13 protein-coding genes are annotated in these 17,127 nt (G+C 56.4%); 8 read left to right on the top strand and 5 right to left on the bottom strand.

Going from position 1 to position 17,127, the window contains the following annotated elements:
- Window positions 1-157: 157 nt before the first annotated feature.
- The 5 genes from ABD971_RS21470 to ABD971_RS21450 all read left to right on the top strand — a co-directional run bounded on the left by ABD971_RS21470 (window position 158) and on the right by ABD971_RS21450 (window position 7,136).
- Window positions 158-514 carry a phosphoribosyl-ATP diphosphatase gene (locus tag ABD971_RS21470; RefSeq protein ID WP_339937937.1) on the top strand — a complete coding sequence of 119 codons (357 nt, stop codon included), beginning with the start codon at window positions 158-160 and terminating at the stop codon, window positions 512-514.
- 34 nt (window positions 515-548) lie between these two features.
- Entirely contained in the window at window positions 549-1,409 is an 861-nt protein-coding gene (gene hisG, locus ABD971_RS21465; RefSeq protein ID WP_339937939.1) for an ATP phosphoribosyltransferase, read from the top strand.
- A gap of 62 nt (window positions 1,410-1,471) precedes the next feature.
- The gene (locus tag ABD971_RS21460; RefSeq protein ID WP_339937941.1) at window positions 1,472-1,816 is read left to right on the top strand and encodes a rhodanese-like domain-containing protein; all 345 of its coding nucleotides are present in this window, start codon (window positions 1,472-1,474) and stop codon (window positions 1,814-1,816) included.
- Between the two features lie 334 nt (window positions 1,817-2,150).
- Complete coding sequence (locus ABD971_RS21455) at window positions 2,151-4,241, top strand: hypothetical protein (RefSeq protein WP_345325427.1); 2,091 nt, start codon at window positions 2,151-2,153, stop codon at window positions 4,239-4,241.
- 108 nt (window positions 4,242-4,349) lie between these two features.
- A complete protein-coding gene (locus ABD971_RS21450) occupies window positions 4,350-7,136 on the top strand; it encodes a hypothetical protein (protein ID WP_345325425.1) in 2,787 nt (928 codons plus the stop codon).
- Window positions 7,137-7,802: 666 nt separating this feature from the next.
- Here the strand turns inward: ABD971_RS21450 and ABD971_RS21445 are convergent.
- Window positions 7,803-8,327, bottom strand: coding sequence for a hypothetical protein (locus tag ABD971_RS21445; RefSeq protein ID WP_345325423.1), 525 nt, complete (start codon window positions 8,325-8,327; stop codon window positions 7,803-7,805).
- A gap of 351 nt (window positions 8,328-8,678) precedes the next feature.
- On the opposite strand from ABD971_RS21445, the gene ABD971_RS21440 reads away from it, so the two are divergent.
- Genes ABD971_RS21440 through ABD971_RS21430 form a run of 3 tightly spaced genes read left to right on the top strand, consistent with a single transcriptional unit; the run spans window position 8,679 to window position 11,993 of the window.
- Window positions 8,679-10,172: a circularly permuted type 2 ATP-grasp protein gene (locus ABD971_RS21440; RefSeq protein WP_339937949.1), complete on the top strand. Its 1,494-nt coding sequence runs from the start codon at window positions 8,679-8,681 to the stop codon at window positions 10,170-10,172.
- Complete coding sequence (locus ABD971_RS21435; protein ID WP_345325419.1) at window positions 10,165-11,139, top strand: alpha-E domain-containing protein; 975 nt, start codon at window positions 10,165-10,167, stop codon at window positions 11,137-11,139. The genes ABD971_RS21440 and ABD971_RS21435 overlap by 8 nt, the downstream gene beginning before the upstream one ends.
- Window positions 11,136-11,993: a transglutaminase family protein gene (locus ABD971_RS21430; protein WP_345325417.1), complete on the top strand. Its 858-nt coding sequence runs from the start codon at window positions 11,136-11,138 to the stop codon at window positions 11,991-11,993. Before ABD971_RS21435 ends, ABD971_RS21430 begins: the two co-directional genes overlap by 4 nt.
- A 250-nt stretch (window positions 11,994-12,243) precedes the next feature.
- On the opposite strand, the gene ABD971_RS21425 is transcribed toward ABD971_RS21430, so the two are convergent.
- The 4 genes from ABD971_RS21425 to ABD971_RS21410 form a co-directional block, all read right to left on the bottom strand.
- Window positions 12,244-13,638, bottom strand: a complete 1,395-nt coding sequence (locus ABD971_RS21425) for a phytoene desaturase family protein (RefSeq protein ID WP_339937955.1) — start codon at window positions 13,636-13,638, stop codon at window positions 12,244-12,246.
- A 97-nt stretch (window positions 13,639-13,735) separates the two neighbouring features.
- The gene (locus ABD971_RS21420; protein WP_008695476.1) at window positions 13,736-13,996 is read right to left on the bottom strand and encodes an acyl carrier protein; all 261 of its coding nucleotides are present in this window, start codon (window positions 13,994-13,996) and stop codon (window positions 13,736-13,738) included.
- Between the two features lie 62 nt (window positions 13,997-14,058).
- The gene (locus ABD971_RS21415; RefSeq protein ID WP_339938114.1) at window positions 14,059-15,318 is read right to left on the bottom strand and encodes a beta-ketoacyl-[acyl-carrier-protein] synthase family protein; all 1,260 of its coding nucleotides are present in this window, start codon (window positions 15,316-15,318) and stop codon (window positions 14,059-14,061) included.
- A 542-nt stretch (window positions 15,319-15,860) separates the two neighbouring features.
- A complete protein-coding gene (locus tag ABD971_RS21410) occupies window positions 15,861-17,015 on the bottom strand; it encodes a hypothetical protein (protein ID WP_339937960.1) in 1,155 nt (384 codons plus the stop codon).
- Window positions 17,016-17,127 lie beyond the last annotated feature (112 nt).

Raw genomic sequence — 17,127 nt, 5'->3', positions numbered from 1 at the left:
AACGAGGCCTGCGTTGGCGTCGTGCGGTTGCCAATTGGTGCCGGGACAATAGGCTAGGCCTTAGTTTCGTCGGTCCGCTCGATTGACCGAAAGTCTTGGCGACTTTTGCTACGAAATCAGCCCATGTCGCTCCGTCACAAAACCGCATTTGATCCCCATGTCTGATTCGCTTGATCCGCTCGTCCGTTTGATGCAAACGCTGCAGGAACGCGCCAAAAATCGGCCCACAGGCTCGTACACCACGAAACTGCTCGACGGGGGGCCTGAGAAAATCGGCAAGAAAATTCGCGAAGAAGCCGAGGAAATGATCGAGGCTGCCAGCGAAGAGGGGGACGCCGGACGCGAGCATTTTGTCTACGAAGCGGGCGATTTGATCTACCACGCAATGGTCTTATTGGCGTGGAAAGGGGTCGATCTGAGCGAAGTGGCCAATGAATTGGGACGCCGCGAAGGCACATCGGGGCTTGTCGAAAAAGCGAGCCGCGGCAAAAACAGTGGCTCAAACGCCGAGTAATTAGTAACAAGATCGCATAAGAAAGCAGAATCTTTTGGACACGGAAAACAATCTTCGAATCGGTTTGCCTAGCAAGGGACGGCTTAGCGAAATCGCAGGCGATCTACTGAATCAAGCCGGGTTGCGGTTTCGTCGTCAATCCCGCGGGCTGTTTGCTCGTGTGGGCGGTTTGCCGATCGATTTGATCTTCCTGCGAACCGATGACATCCCAACGCTGTGTGCCGAAGGTGCGATCGATATGGGAATCACCGGCAGCGACCTCGTCGAAGAAGCTGGCGCAGACGTCCAATTGAGAATGCGTTTGGGCGTCGGCCGCTGTCGATTGGCCGTTTGTGTCCCCGAAGACGCACCGATCACCTCGGCCGCCGAACTTGACGGCAAACGAATTGCCACCAGCTTTCCTGCGATCACCGAGCGTTACTTGGCTGGATTTGACGCCAAGGCACATTTGGTCTCGCTGACCGGCAGCGTCGAAGTGATGATCCAGCTTGGGGTCGCCGACGCCATTGTTGATCTGGTCGAAACCGGCAGCACGCTGGCGGCAAACCGGCTTCGCATCCTTGATGAAATCGACTCGTACGAGACCGTTTTGATCCAAAACGATCAATGCCGCGACAAAGCGACCGCCGATCGCGTCGTCCGACGGCTTGAAGGGGTCGTGATCGCGAGAGACTATTCGCTGCTGGAATACAACATTCCACGCGGCAAACTGGCCGACGCGGAAACGATCACTCCGGGATTCAACTCGCCCACCGTCAACGCACTCGAAGACAAAGATTGGTGCAGCGTCCGCGTGATGGTTCAGCGAAAACAGGTGATCGACGCGATGGAACAGCTCGAAAAGCTCGGAGCGTCGGCAATTTTTGAAACCACACTGTCGAATTGCCGGCTGTAGCGGCCATGCTGTGACTTTCACGCAGCCCCCCCTCTTCAACACTCTGAACCGAGATCATCATCATGTCCCAATCCAGCGAACTGCCCATCCAAATCGACGTTCAAACCGTTTCCGAAATGTTGAAACAAGGCGACGACTTTTTGTTGCTGGATGTACGTGAACCCAACGAGTACGCGGTCGCCAAAATCACCGGCAGCACCCTGCTACCGCTCAGCGAGATCGGAGCCCGTGTACATGAACTCGAAGAACACAAAGATCGGCGGATTGTCGTTCATTGCCATCACGGCGGACGCAGCCTGCAAGTGACCGAAGCGCTGCGAAGTCGCGGCTTTGACAAAGTCCAAAACATGGACGGCGGCATCGATGTGTGGAGCCAACAAATCGATCCTTCGGTCGCACGCTACTAAACCGCGCAACTAAAACCTCGCCATTAAACGGTGCCAGCGCACCACGCTCGCCGCGAAACTCGCGAGTGAGTTTTGAATTGCAATTGCTATCAATTCCAAACTTCACGGCCGGCACTCTACCCAAGCCGCCCTGTTTGCCAGGACCGCCAGATACTGCGTGAATTGCCCACTAAATGTCTCTTTACCGACAAGGGCTCAGGGGGTTATCATCGCCAGCATTAGTCGCGCAAAAGTGGTCTTGTCCAAAATGATTTGAATCTTTTTTGAATCGTTGATGGTGCAAACGCAAGGCCCTTGGCGGTCGTTTTTTTGCACTTGTTCAAGGATTGAAGCAATGGGCGGAGTCCCCGTGCTACTGCTATTCGCCGCGATCGGAGTCACCTATGGCTGGCAACCCGACGGCGGTGGAGGTGTCGAGTACATCATCCAAGTCCCGGCCGATCAGCTCGATCGACTGCAGGAATCGGGTGAAGTGACCAGCGTCATCGACCCTCAGGTTCAAGGGCATGTCAGCCGAGTGGTGATTCGTGTGGGCAACCAACGCTTGCCGCGCGAGACACCTTCGGCAATCTCGCAACTCCGTCACGAAGTCCCTGTCCCCAGCGGTGGGACAAATTCTGCGATTGTGGAAACCCAGACGCGGCGTGATCGGAACGTAAACGCATTTGACGCCAGCGACGAAAAACCGATTCCGATTCCGCAAATGACGGCGGGTTCACCGGTCCAGCCGATCCCTGGTTTACAGGGTGGGCAAAACAAATTGGCCGGAATTCCTGCGGGGGCCGCACCCCAAGCGGAATCGATGATGAAGCCCGACGCCAGCTCCCCTGGCGCCGGTTCTGAATTCCTGTTCCCCGCCTCTGCGATTCCCCAATCGCTGCAAGAAGCAGCAGGAAATACTGCTGCCAACGTCCGTGACGGCTTGAACGACGCCGCCCAAGATCTCGGAAACCGCACCCGCAGCGAACTTGACGCGGCGATGAATCGTGCCGCACAAAAGGCCGAGGAAACCGCGGCGGGGATGGCTGACCGCGCCGGCAACGCGCTTCGCAACGGCTTTGATTTCACCGCCGCCAGTGGACCGAACAACAACGCTGCGAACGCAGCGGGAACGGCCGACGCCAATCGATCGGATGTCCCCTCGTTCACCGGATCCGATGCCAATGGATCCAGCTCAGCCGGCCGATCGTTCGCCGCTGGCCCTTCGACGGATCCGACCAACACACGTGAAATGGTGCGTGGTCGCGACAAAGATTGGCAAGACTTGAACCAGATGAACCAGCGTTCCCAAACAAACATGGCGGGTGGTCCGTCGACAGATCCAGTGGGTAGTCCATCAAGCGACAACCGACCGGGCAACTCGCCACCGAACCAGTTGCCGACGACCAACACCTCCGGCTCGGGGTTAGGCACCACGGCGACCTTTGGGCGAGTCCCCGATGCGCTGAACACCACACGGCGTACTGCCGACGACCCGGCCGCACAGCAGCGGGCCGCACAGGAAAGGGCCGCACTAGAACGCGCTGCACAGGAAAGGGCCGCTCAGGAAAAACTGGCTCAAGAGCGAGCAGCACAAGAGCAGCAAGCTGCCTATCAACGGCAACTCTTCGATCGTGAGCAGTACGAACGAGCACAGGCAGCACGTGCACAATCCAATCCGCCGCCGTCCACTAACACGCAAACACCACCTCCGTATCCCTACGGTCAATCGACTCCATTGTCGGCGACGGGGCAAAGCAGCAATTTTGCCAATACCGCTGCTAGTGCCCCGAGCGGCCGCACGTATGGGCAATCGTTTTCGAATGATGGCACCGCCGCATCAGCGATCGGAAATACCTATGCCGACCCTCGTCTATCGAGCACCGACGCAGCCAAGCTTCCACCGAATGGATGGAGCTATGACGCGTATGGACGTCCCATCGACCGCGACGGCAATTTGCTCGACAGCTATGGTCACATCATTCCCAATCCATACAACAACACGACACGCCTAGCCGACCAATCCGCTGGCAATCCGGCGCCGCCTCCGCGCGGGCCCGCTGGTTACGACACGAATGCAAATGCTGCGGGTGGAAACGCTCCACCGCGAAATTCGGGTGCCCCTGGTGGATCAGCATCGGGTCAAACGTACACGTCACAAGATCGCAATAACGGCGAAAACGTCCGCTCGCCATCGGACCTCGAGCGCCGCAACAGCGATGCGGACGCTCGTGAAGCCGCGTTGGCAGCCGAGCGAGACGCATACGCTCGCAGCGCGGCGCCCGCTAAAACCGTTGCGGCTCAACCCCTGTTTAACGGCTTGCTGCTGATTTCGATTGTCGGCAACGTGTACCTTGCTTTCTGGTTGAAAAACCTGCGTCATCAGTTTCACGACTTGGTGGCTGCGAAGCGAATGAGTCAAAATTCGGGCGCTCCGCTGGCGTGATCCGTTGCTTTTTTTCGGTTTTGCTCTTTCGCTAGCCTTCAAAAATTTGCTAACGATAGGTTAGAGGCCAAAAGATTTGGCTAGTTTTCTCGCGAAGGATTGCGACCCATGAAACCGTTTGGCGTACGACTTGCCGCTGGTGCGATTACGATTTTGCTCGGAGCTCTAGCTGCAGCGCAAGCCCAAAAAGACCGTAGCGATCGCCACGAATCCGACTGGAATTTGGCGGCCGCAGCAGCGCCCGGCCAATTGCCAGCTCCGATCGTCGGTGTCGAAGCGGAAGCTACCGCAAATGACGACGCGAGCGATCCCGCCGCAGGCCCCAACAACTTACTGGCTCGCATGCCAGCCGGCCCGCTGGGCGACGTCGCCCCGATCAGCCAACCGATCGCGTCCGAAGCCTCTGCGAATTACGGCGGCGTAGCACAAGTCCAGTACACTGAACCCGCCAATGGTCCAGCCAACTCGATGCCGCTGCCCGACTCGCTCGGTGCCGGGCCCGCCGAAGCCCCTTCGTTTGATGCCCCCTCGTTTGATGGCGCAGCTCTGCAAACACCTCAACCCTCCGCTGCAACAGACGCTCCCAATTTCGATGTCCCTAGCTTTGATCCCCCTGCTGCGGATTCGGCTGCTGCCGAGCCGATGCCAACTGCGGAAAACTCCGGTTGGGGATTGCCTGCCGCGTTGATGGGGATCAATGAATCTGCCCCTGCTGCGACCGCAACGCCAAACGATGCAGTGATGGCGATGGACGTGCCAACGGAAGAACTCCAAACGGGCAGCAACGAAGCCGCAACGATGATGCCGTCTGCTGAAGAATCGCAAGCCTTCGGCAATCCAGCCGCAGCTTCCGAACAACCAAGCAACATGCTTCGTGGTGACAATTCGCTTCGCGGCGACGCCTCCGAGATGGCATACGACAGCACCGCTCAATCCTTTGAAGCGGCCTCCGCTCCGGCCTCCGCTGCAAACAACCAAGCAGCCGGTATGGAAACGGCCCCGCAAGCCGATTACGGGCAACCCAATTTCGCCGCTCAAACGATGTCGGCTGACTCGGCAGCAAGCTTACAGTCGTCACCTTCGTTCAGCCCAGCCGCCGACGCGAATGGTGGGTACGGTGGCTCTCCTGCCGGCAATGACCTTTCGATCACCAATGGCCCCACCGCTTCCTATGGACCCGCTGATTCGTACGGGCCGGCTGCTAACTACGGACCCGCTGATTCATACGGCCCAGCTGCTAACTACGGACCTGCTGATTCATACGGCCCAGCTGCCAACTATGGGCCGGCTGCCAACGATGCTCGTGCGGACGCGACGCCGGCCCCTCAAGCCTATCCGGCGGAAACGCCAACCTACAACGCTGGCGGCAACGTGGCCAACGAGCGAATCGCTTCACGCACGCTGCAACCGGGGATGATGAATCAACCGGCTGCCGCCGCCGCCCCTCAACAATTTGACGCTCCGATTGCGGCACAACCCGTCCGCGTCAATCCAGCAGAAACGCTTGCCTCGCCTGGCGATCGCCGACTCGAAGGCGTGCAGTCGCCCAGTATCGTGATCCAAAAACGAGCTCCGAGCGAAGTCAAAGTCGGCAAACCCGCTTCGTTTGTCATTCACGTTCAGAACGTCGGCTCGGTCGAAGCACTCGACGTGCAAGTTCATGATCGCGTCCCGCAAGGGATGCGGATGATCGACGCATCGCCAGCGCCGCAGCAACAAGGGGAAATCTTGGTTTGGGAACTCGGCGCGATGCCAGCCGGAGACGAACGAACCGTAACGATGCAGTTGGTCCCTGAACAAGAAGGCGAACTCGGCAGCGTCGCTCGTGTGACCTTCGAAGCCGCCGCGTCGGTGCGAACGATGAGCACTCGGCCGGAACTGAAAGTCGTGCAACGTGCCCCCGAACAAGTGCTGATCGGGCAACAGCTCGAAATCGAAGTCGAAGTTTCCAACCCAGGAACCGGAGCCGCCACGGGCGTCGTCGTTCAAGAAGACGTCCCCGATGGACTGGAACACCCCAAGGGTAAACAGCTTGACAACCTGCTTGGCGAATTGGCGCCGGGCGAAACGCGTCACCAAGTGCTGCGAATGCGAGCGGTTGCTCCGGGCATGATCCAGAACACGATTCGCTTGGTTGCCGATGATGGTTTGACCACCGAACACACCGTGAACGTCGAGGTCGTTGCTCCGGAGATTCAAGTCGCGCTTGCCGGTCCGGCTCGCCGTTTCTTGGAACGCCCCGCGACCTATCAACTCGAGATCGTCAACAACGGCACCGCCGATGCGACTCGTGTCGAAATCAAAGCACAACTCGATCGCGGATTCACCTTTGTCAGCACCGACTTCGAAGGCCAATACGATCCCGCTCAACACGCCGTCTCTTGGTACCTGGAAAGTTTACCCAAGGGCGGACGTGGCAAAGTTCCTTTGACACTGCTGCCAGTCGAAGAGGGCAACCGCAAGATCGTTCTGGATGCCCGAGCGGATCTGGGCGTGATCGCGAAGAGCGAAAGCTCGGTGACGGTCGAATCGCTTGCCGAGATGACATTCCAGATCAGCGACTCTGCGGACCCAATCGAAGTGGGCGGCGAATCGATCTACGAAATTCGCATCAAAAACAGCGGCTCGCGTGACGACAGCAACGTGCGAGTTCAACTGCAACTGCCACCGGGCATCGAACGAATTGCCTCGGACGGCGACGCACAAGAAGACGGGCGCGGCGGAATGTTCTTTGCTCCGAAACCGCTGCTCGCTGCCAACAGCGAACTGGTTTACCGAGTCCGAGTTCGCGGCGTTGCCGAAGGCACTCATATCGTCAAAGCGATCGTCACGAGCGATCAATCCGCGGTACCAGTGACCAAAGAAGAGAGCACGATGGTGTACTCGGACCGCTAAGATCAGTCCGATCTGAACTCGCGTATCAATCCAAGCCCCCGGTAATCCCGGGGGCTTTTTTTTCGGATACGCGATGGAGTATCAGCCCCAGTTCGGCGGTGCACTTTTTAAGCAGGTGTTTTGTTTAGCAACGAGACGGTGGCTAGCGCCAAAGCCGCTAACAGACACGTTAGCCGCTTGGACGCTAGCCTGGACTGCTAAAATTTTGGTGTTGTCGTGATTTTTGGTTGCGTAATTTTCCTGCCACCTCTCCACCAACTTCGTTTGGGGAGAGGTGCAGCAAAGCCTTCAGCGACGTTCGGGTGAGGGGGCTGACCGAGCAAGCCACTCGCCGACAATAACGCCGTTTGCCCCGGAATTACTCACCGATAGCGTGGTCGCCCCCTTCACCCGAGCAACGCCTAAAGGGCGTGCTCGACCTCCGGTCTCTCTAATTTTCCTGTCGCAACGATCTTGTTGTCTAACAGGCGTCCAGTCCCAAACCGCGTGACGATATCGCGTCGGTTCAACCTCATTGTCTGCCTTCATCGCACCGCATCCTCTACTCGCAATCGGATGAGCCGGAGGAGGTTAAAAAATCGCAGGTTAAAAGATGTAAAAAAAATGCGTGAAGGATGTCCAAAACGGATTACACGCTCCAGTTCACGACCAAGTTACTGCAGTATCTCAATCGGTCATTTGGAAGTACAGAACCCGATTTGTCTCATCCACAAAAATAGTTGGCCGATGCGAAAGCTGGCCATCTGCCGGTTCGTAAAGTGTGCCCATCGCATCGGTGGCCGGCAGCATCCAATCAGCGTTGCCACCATAAAACTCAGAATTGCGTTTAATATCGTGTTCGTCAAACGGAGATGGAGCGTTGCGAGTCGCCTTGTAGCCGGTACGATCCCAATGAGCTTCAAACTCGGAGATCGCGTGAGCGTTGAGCTCGTCCACGGGAGCAGCAAAACGATACAGCAGCAAGCGACCTCCCATCCCGACCGAAGCCCGGCAGAAACGGAAGTCTGTCGCAGACTTTGGCAGTTGATGTGAAAGCGTGTTCTGCATTGCCGTGACGGTGGGCTGAATATAGCCATCGGACTGCGTTACCAACGGTCGTGAGGCAGTGAAATTCACAAGCAACGCAAGGGCAAAGAAACAGACACCGACCGCAACGACCGTGCGATAGAACCAACGCCAAAGTGTCTTCATGCGTGAACCGATTTGAAAGTGCCGAACGTCTTCGTTGAGTGGGCGACGTCCAAAATGCTTCCTAACAACAACGTGTTTCGCCCACTTCGATATTTTTTTCGACGCCAAGTGTCGTCCGGCAACCGTCATGACTCGACCTCAGAAACCTGCGGAACAATCGATCTTATCAGGAGGGTGCCAAGCTTGGCAGTCGTTAACGTAACGAAAACCAGCAACCGTGCGATGTTTAAGGCAATGATTCGCCGTAGCACACCCGACAGATTGACGCTAAGCTCAAAGCATCCGAGTCTTACAATCCTCTGAACAAAATACCGAACGATTTCGCGTTCGTTAGCAGGGCGAAATCAGCAAATGAAATTTGATGACTACAAAACGGACGGCTTTTACGACGAAATCTTTGAAGCTTCCGGCGTTCCCCGCGAGGTTTCCGAACCGCTGATCCAGCGAATTGAGTCGTTACCCGAAGGCGATTTGCATCGACGTCAGCAGGCGGCTGAGGCGGCGTTCATGCAGATGGGGATCACCTTTACGGTTTACGGGACAGACGAGGGCACCGAACGAATCTTCCCGTTCGACATCATGCCTCGGGTCATCGAACCTGACGACTGGTCACGCATCGAGCGAGGGCTCAAGCAGCGTATCGAGGCGTTGAATCTTTTTGTCCATGACATCTACCACGACCAAAAGATCGTCAAGGATGGCGTGGTTCCACGCGAGTTGCTCGAATCGGCAGATTCGTTCCGCCACCAATGCGTCGGCCTGAATCCGCCCCGCGACATTTGGGTTCACATCACAGGGACCGATTTAGTGCGTGATGACTCGGGTGAGCTTCACGTGCTCGAGGACAATTTGCGATGCCCTTCTGGCGTCTCGTACGTGTTGCAAAACCGCGAGATTCTGAAACGGACATTTCCTCGTCTGTTCGAGTCGATGCAAGTCCAGCCGGTTTACGATTATCCGAACCGTTTACTCGCGGCACTTCAGTATCTTGCACCCGATGGTGTCGCTGAACCAACGGTCGTCTTGCTGACACCCGGCATGTACAACTCGGCCTACTTCGAGCACGCCTACTTGGCTCAGCAAATGGGCATCGAATTGGTCGAAGGCCGCGACTTGGTCATCCAAGGTGGCTTCGTGATGATGCGGACGACCAAGGGGTTCCAGCGCGTCGATGTGATCTATCGTCGCATTGACGATGACTTCATTGACCCCAAGGCCTTTAGAGAAGACTCTTGCCTGGGGGTCCCCGGTTTAATGGAAGCCTATCGCGCCGGCCGCGTCGCACTTGCCAATGCACCGGGCACTGGCATCGCGGACGACAAAGCGGTTTACGCGTACGTCCCGGACATCATCAAGTACTACCTGAAACAAGACACGATCATTCCAAACGTGCCCACGTTCCTTTGTTCGGAACCGGAGCAGCTAAAACATGTATTGGCAAACCTGGACAAATTGGTTGTCAAAGCGGTCAATCTGTCTGGTGGTTACGGCATGTTGATTGGTCCGCACTCGACCAAGCAAGAGCAAGACGCGTTCGCCGCACAGATCAAAGCAAATCCACGCGATTTCATTGCCCAGCCAACGCTGGCGCTGTCGCGAGCCCCCACGATCGTCAACGATCAATTTGAGGGGCGACATGTTGATCTACGTCCTTACATTTTATACGGCGAAGACATCTTCGTGATGCCGGGTGGACTGACACGTGTTGCACTTCGCAAAGGATCGTTGGTCGTCAACTCGTCGCAGGGCGGCGGCAGCAAAGACACCTGGGTCGTCGCCAAAACAACGCCTGCTCAAACACAGTCTCAATCGCAATCAAATCTCAAGGATTCCGAAAATGCTTAGTCGGACGGCTGATGCAATCTATTGGCTAAGCCGATACATCGAGCGGGCTGAGAATGTCGCTCGGTTCGTGGACGTCAACTTCACGCTAGCACTGGATTTCCCCGACGATACCGTCAAGCAGTGGAAGCCGCTAATCGCGACCACGGGCGATGAAGAGATGTTCGCCGAGCGGTACGACGATATGAATGAGCAGAATGTCATTCAGTTTTTGACGTTTGATCGCGACAATCCAAACTCGGTGCTGTCGTGCCTTTGGTTTGCTCGAGAGAACGCCCGAGCGGTCCGCGATACGATCTCGTCAGAGCTGTGGGAACAGGTCAACCGCTTCTACTACCTTGTCAAGAATGCGGCAGGATCGACGCCGATCGATTCGCCCCACGAGTTCTATGCACAAATCAAATCCGCGAGCCATTTGTGTACCGGAATTAGCGAATCCACCATGTCACACACCGAGCCATGGCATTTCGCTCGACTCGGACGTATGCTCGAACGAGCCGATAAAACGGCGCGTATCCTGGACGTCAAGTACTTCATGTTGTTGCCGCATGCGGACTACGTTGGATCACCGTACGATGCGCTGTTATGGTCAACGCTGCTGAAATCAGCCAGCGCGTTTGAGATGTATCGAAAGCGTTACCGTGCGATCAAGCCGAATCGCGTCGTCGAGTTTCTCGTTCTCGATCGCCACTTCGCACGTTCGATGCATTTCTGCGTCAACAATGCCGATGTTTCACTGAGAGCAATCACGGGTAGCGAAAGCTCGACGTTTAGCAATCCCGCCGAACACCGGCTGGGGCGATTGAGAAGCGAAATGGACTACGGTGAGATTGGCGAGATTATCAAGGACGGACTGCACGAGTACTTGGACGACTTTCAAGGCAAGTTGAATGAAGTCGGCGCGGCGATCTCCGAGACTTTCTTTGCGCTCAAACCCGTTGCCACGAGCAGTAGCCGCGAAGCCAAATGATATTCCAGATCTCGCACCGTATCCACTTCCAATACGACGACGCCGTGATCATCCAACCGCTTACCATCCGGCTGCGTCCTCGCAGCGACGGTGCTCAGCGAGTGCTTGATTGGCGTTGCGAACTGACACCCGAACCATCCGCATCGACGTCGATTCTAGATGTGTTCGGCAATGTCGCGCTTCAGGTATCGTTCGAAGGAAGTCATCGCGAACTGACGATCAACGTTGAATCCGAGGTCGAAGCGTCACGGATCAACCCATTCGACTACTTGTCGCTTGATTCGCGAGTGACCAATTTGCCCGCGTTCTATGACCTTCGTATCGGGCAAGCTCTTGCACCGAACTTGCACCGACAAACGATGGACCTCACGATTGGCCATTGGGCTGGCGAGCTTTCGGGATCCGTTGGATGGCAAACGCAACCGTTTCTATTGAAGCTATGCGAAGAGATCAATCGCAACTACACGACTGAGTGTCGCTATGAAGGGGCCACCTTCTCGCCCACGAAAACTTTTAACGAGAAGCGAGGTGCCTGCCGTGATCTTGCGGCGCTGTTCATGGATGCTTGTCGCACTCAGGGCTTGGCCGCCCGCTTCGTCAGCGGCTATGTCTACGAACCCAACCGAACGCATGGCTCTGAACTTCACGCCTGGGCCGAGGTTTATCTGCCTGGCGGTGGATGGCGGGGCTATGATCCAACCCTTGGCATCGCCGTTGCCGACGCACATATACCGGTTGCTGCGGGCCCTGAACCCGAGTGGGCCGCCCCGACCGAGGGCTGCTATATCGGCACTGGCGATTCAAATATCAATTACCAGGTGAAGGTCACCCGCAAACTGGGCGACGGAACCTGAGTGACCTGCTCCGCTTCTCTTACCATCGATCTGATGGGATTGCCATACGGGATGGTCAGTGTTTGTCTAGCGGCAGCGTTCGAAGGATGAAAAACCAATTCCTGACTCGACCACAAGCAGGGATCAACAGCAGTCGAGGTCGCGAACAAAGTCCTGATCGGGATGGATGCGATCATACGGTATCCCCAATTGCTCGGAAACAATCCGCCGTACTCGGAGTGCCGTATCTCGCGAAGTGCCCGCTGAGCATTTAGACCTGCAGGCAGTGGCGGTTGGCCATGCTGATGCCGCTGACGATCGCGCCGACGATGCCGACGAAGCCTTGATCGGTACCGCATAAAAAGACGTTGGGCAGATGAGTCGTGCCATCAAGTTGCTTGTCCGGGGCGCCGTAGACGGCGCCATTGTCATGCCAAGTGAAGCGGCGAATCGTCTTGGGGGTGAAGACGTCGGTATCGACAACATGACGACGGAAATCGGGCATGAAACGGACCGCCGATTCGATTGCCGCATCGTACTGGATCACTTTCTCGGCGCGGTATTTCGCCTCGGGCAATGCACACCAATGATCATGGTTGGCCAGCGTGGTGATCCGAATCACCCCCTCGGGCAATTCGCCTTCCTCGGCGTCGTAGACGTAATTGTTCGGCGAACAAATCACACCGGTGCGAACATCACACAAACGATCTTCGGGGCGTTCCCAGTGAAATCGCTCGCTGTCGTTATAGAACACGATCGTGCGATCAAAACCGATCTCTTTGGGCAGTTTGTCCAATACCGAAATCGATTCGATAAACGACAATTTTCCCGCGCGAGCGACATCGACTTCGCTGATGTCGTCACACATTCGCAACGTTTCAATATTGCCTGCGGACGACAAGATCCGCTTGCCTTCGATGATCGTGCCGTCGTCGAGCACGACGCCGACGGCGCGACCATTGTCAACGTGAATCTTTGAAACCCCGCTGCGTAGTTTCAGCTCGCCACCAAGTCCGCGAAATTTGCGGACCAAGTTCTTCAGGATCAAACGGACCCCTTTGAAAGGACGCCCGAAACCTTCCAAATAACAGGCGCGAAACATGATACAGAACTGGCCGAAATCCATATCGTTTTCGCGGGCGTTGCCGTACCACATCAACGGACAGAGCAACATTTCGATCAATAACGGATCGGACAAATGGGTCGCCATCACCTCGCGAGCGGACCGCATGAAACTGGGGTCATCGCCATCCATGTCGCTGTAATCCAACAGCGCGGCACAAAGCGAGCGAAAGCCATCAATCTGGCCGGGGAATTTTTCGGCGATCTCGTTTTCGAGCTGCGTAATGTCGTTATCGAAATCGAGCGACATATCCGGAAAACGGATCGAGGACCCGTTCTGCTCGGCCAGTTTGAAATCTTCCCAGCGAAAACGTAGCTGGCGAATCAGCTTCGCCAGCGGCCCTTTTTTGTCGCCTTTGCGTGCGAAGTTCGTCATCGCATGCAGCCCGACATCGTAATCGCGACCGCCCATGCGGTAGAACGAGTTGAGTCCACCGATGGTGTAGTGCCGCTCGAGAATGCAGACGCGTTGATCGAAGTGGGCTAGGCGAATGCCGGCGGCAAGCCCACTCATTCCCGCGCCGATGATAATCGTATCGTACAAAGGGTGAACTTAACTGCTGGCGAATAACGTGGCGTAGGAATGCGATGCAAAATGCACCGTCGGAAATACCGCGATCGTCGTTGAAGTCTTTCGCAAACTAAGACTTGACGATGTCTTTCATCTTCGGTTCGAGGTAGCTGACCGTCGAACTCATGCTGGCGAGGTTCCCGTAGTCTTCCTCAGGAATCTGCACGCGATGACGCTTGCGAAGCTCCATCACAATGTCCAAGAAATCCATGCTGTCCAATTCCAATTGCTCGCGGAATGGTTTCGCATCATCAAGATTTTCCAGATCATCATCGGGCGAGATGTCTTCGAGAATATCTAGGATCTCGTCACGGATTTCAGCAGGGGTCATTTGTTTTTGAAATTGGAGGAATGGGAAACAGAGATTTTAGGAAAGGAGGGGGGGGCGACGAACTAAACTCGACCGATGATCACGACCGAGTTGATCCCCAGCATGCCAAAGGAATTGTTCAGCACGTAGTCGACCTGGGCCACCTCTTGAGGCTCGTTGATCACGAGTCCATTGAGATCACAATCCGGGTCAAGTTTATCGACATTGATCGTCGGATGGACGACTCGATCACGGAAGGAGGATAAGTTGCCGGCAAGTTCCAGGGCACCGGCAGCTCCCATGGCGTGGCCAATATAGCTTTTTGTATTGTTGAAACGAACCGTGCTGCAGTTTCCGAAAACGCTGCGAAGCGCTTTGCATTCCTGAGCATCGCCGCTGCTCGTGCCGGTCGCATGCGTGCTGACGATATCGATCTGCTCGGCATCCAACCCAGCTCGTTTCAGAGCCATCTCGACGCATTGAGCTTGTCGCTCGGGGTTGGGCAAGACAAAGTCGGTTGCGTCGGTGTTGATCGCGTACCCCACCAGCTCGCCGTAAATTTCGGCTCCGCGAGCCTTGGCGTCACTGAGCCGCTCGAGCGTGTACAAACATCCGCCTTCGGCAACGACGATTCCGTTGCGGTCGACATCGAACGGGCGAGACGCCTTGGTGGGATCTTCGTGCGTGGCCAAAGCGTTCTGGCTATTGAAGCTGGCGAAGATGCCAAACGTGTGAATGCTTTCGCTGGTCCCACCAGCAATCGCAATGTCGCACTCGTTTAGCCGCAGCATCTGAGCGCCTTGGATCAGCCCCGCATTGCCGGCGGCACAGGCGGCCCCGATCGTGTAGTGGGGGCCCGTCACGCCAAGATTCAGCGAGATCTCGCCGGCTGGGTTATTGGCGACAGTACGAGGATTATGGTGATGCGACCAGCAGCTGGTGTCGTAGTCGAAACCTTTGATGACATAGATTTCGTTTTCGGTTTCGACATTGCCGTGTTCGGTCACGCCGACATAGATCCCGACACGTGACTTGTCGACATTTTCCCAGTCTAAACCGCTATGAGCGATCGCTTCGTTGGCGACGTAGACGCCGACGCTGCCGGCGCGGGTGCCGCGGCGGACATCTTTTTTCGACTGGTACCGTTTGGTGTCGAAATCGCAAATGCCGGCAAGCGTCTCGCCGAAATAGCGGATTTCGTAGGGCTGGACCCCGCTACGTTTTTCCAGCAGCGATTGGCGGAACGACGTCCAATCGTTCCCATTGGGAGCGGTTAGACCGATACCGGTAATGACGATGCGCTGGTCGTCAGGAAGCTGAGATGCACGATTCGGGGCAATCACGTAGGCAGCTGCCGAAGGGGGTGACTGAAACGGGGGAAGCTGAACTGCTTCTAAAAACCGTACGAAAACAGGCGACGTAACAGTGAATTTGGTTGGTTCAGCAAGTGTCGCAGGCTAACAATTCCGATAAAAATTGGCAACGCCCTCAAATTCGCTTGCGGCTCGGAATCGCTGGCAAACTGCGAATTCTCAGGCAAATCCGGGAAGAATCCGTCCCTCTCGCGGCGGGTGACGATGCTGATTGCTGGGGACGTTGATCTTGTTAACTGGCTGCCACAACGTGGGGTACGACCACAGCCTGCCGAAGTGGAATGTCCTTTTTCGTAGCGAGACTCGCCAAGAGTTTCGAGACTCGCCAAGAGTTTCGGGGGAATACGTCAATCGAACGAAAGTCTTGACGACTTTCGCTGCGAGAATGTTCCAACCAACCACAAAAAAAAACCGACGTCTCCCTTTTTTAGGGTGACGTCGGTTTTCAATGTCATCGAATCGTGTTGTCAAAAAAGGCAAGTGCCGTATTTTTGACCGCAAGCGGGCTCTCGTTAGAAACCGGAAGGCGATGCGACCGAGCCTGGGTTATCGTCGTCATCCGTCGCTAGAGGGATCGCGATCGCGGCACCAATTCCACCGAGCAGTCCGAGGCCGCCAAGACCACCACCGCCGCCTGAACCGCCAGCAACACCGCCACCACCGCCGCCGCCAGAAAATCCGCCGCCACCGCCGCCTTGGACACCACCGCCGTGAAATCCGCCTCCGCCGTGGTGGCCGAATCCGGTCAGCTCGCTGCCGTTAACCGATGGGATGGGTTCAGCCATCACGCTGGCGCCGAACGGATCGATCACGCCAGGGATCATGGCTGGAGGGACCATCACGACGGGTAGCAAACTTGAAGTTTCGCGGTTCATCACCGATACGAATTGGTGGCCGGGCTCTCGCTTGCTGGCCACGTCGTTTTGTCCTACGGCTTCGAACGCCAGCGTCGCATAGCCGGAAGGGCCTGCGGCCACGATGCCATGGGGACCGCTGCGAACCCCTTTAAATTGGAATGCGCCATCTGCCTCGGCGTACGTTTTTCCAACCGCCACGCCGCGGTGCATCAGAACCACTTCGGTTCCCTCGAGCGAGACTTCGCGGCCCTCTTGGGTAAGTACCGAAACGAGTTGCCCGCGGAGCTGTCCGCCTTCGGCAAGTTCGATGCGGTTACCGGTTCGCGAGGTGTCGGTAGGAATGTTGATCGCGACCTCACCCAGCTGGCTGGCGTGTTTGTTCGAGAACTGCTTGGTATAGCGATCGATCCACGGCATCAGTTTGCTCGAGTTGACTTGAGCGAGCGTCATCCGCGCCGGCGTCGGATTCGCGGCGGCAACGTCCTCAGGACGCACAAACATCAATGTCGAACCATACGCGTTCCCGTTGGATGCCACGACGGCATAGGGTTCGGCCGAGATGCCGGTCAGCCGCACAATGCCTTGTTGGTCGGCTTGGAATTTGCGAGCGCTGCCATTGCGATCCACGACCGTCACGGTGGCATACGACAACGATTGCCGGCTTTCACCGCTAGGGACCTCCAGCTGCAAAAGAACCTGGCCCCCTTGCTGCATATTGACGGAATTGTTCGCAGGCAATCGAACCGCCGATTCAGCGTTTGCCGCTTGGACACCGACAGATGTCGCGATTGCTGCCAATGCGATAAGCATTTTTGATTTGATTTTAGTCACTCTATTTGGCTCCCCGTGCTGGACACGGCCTTGGGGGCCGCATCTTGGATTATTTTTTCGTTTGCTCATCCCTGAACGAGATAAGTCGCCA

Origin of the sequence: Novipirellula rosea, assembly GCF_039541335.1 — a bacterium.
Classification (GTDB): Bacteria; Planctomycetota; Planctomycetia; order Pirellulales; family Pirellulaceae; genus Novipirellula; species Novipirellula rosea.
This window is presented reverse-complemented; position numbering and strand designations above follow the sequence as displayed.

Coding starts and splice junctions, on each gene's coding strand:
- ABD971_RS21410 (WP_339937960.1), bottom strand. CDS start 17,015: ATGCTTATCGCATTGGCAGCAATCGCGACATCTGTCGGTGTCCAAGCG.
- ABD971_RS21450 (WP_345325425.1), top strand. CDS start 4,350: ATGAAACCGTTTGGCGTACGACTTGCCGCTGGTGCGATTACGATTTTG.
- ABD971_RS21440 (WP_339937949.1), top strand. CDS start 8,679: ATGAAATTTGATGACTACAAAACGGACGGCTTTTACGACGAAATCTTT.
- ABD971_RS21435 (WP_345325419.1), top strand. CDS start 10,165: ATGCTTAGTCGGACGGCTGATGCAATCTATTGGCTAAGCCGATACATC.
- ABD971_RS21445 (WP_345325423.1), bottom strand. CDS start 8,327: ATGAAGACACTTTGGCGTTGGTTCTATCGCACGGTCGTTGCGGTCGGT.
- ABD971_RS21430 (WP_345325417.1), top strand. CDS start 11,136: ATGATATTCCAGATCTCGCACCGTATCCACTTCCAATACGACGACGCC.
- ABD971_RS21470 (WP_339937937.1), top strand. CDS start 158: ATGTCTGATTCGCTTGATCCGCTCGTCCGTTTGATGCAAACGCTGCAG.
- ABD971_RS21455 (WP_345325427.1), top strand. CDS start 2,151: ATGGGCGGAGTCCCCGTGCTACTGCTATTCGCCGCGATCGGAGTCACC.
- ABD971_RS21460 (WP_339937941.1), top strand. CDS start 1,472: ATGTCCCAATCCAGCGAACTGCCCATCCAAATCGACGTTCAAACCGTT.
- ABD971_RS21420 (WP_008695476.1), bottom strand. CDS start 13,996: ATGACCCCTGCTGAAATCCGTGACGAGATCCTAGATATTCTCGAAGAC.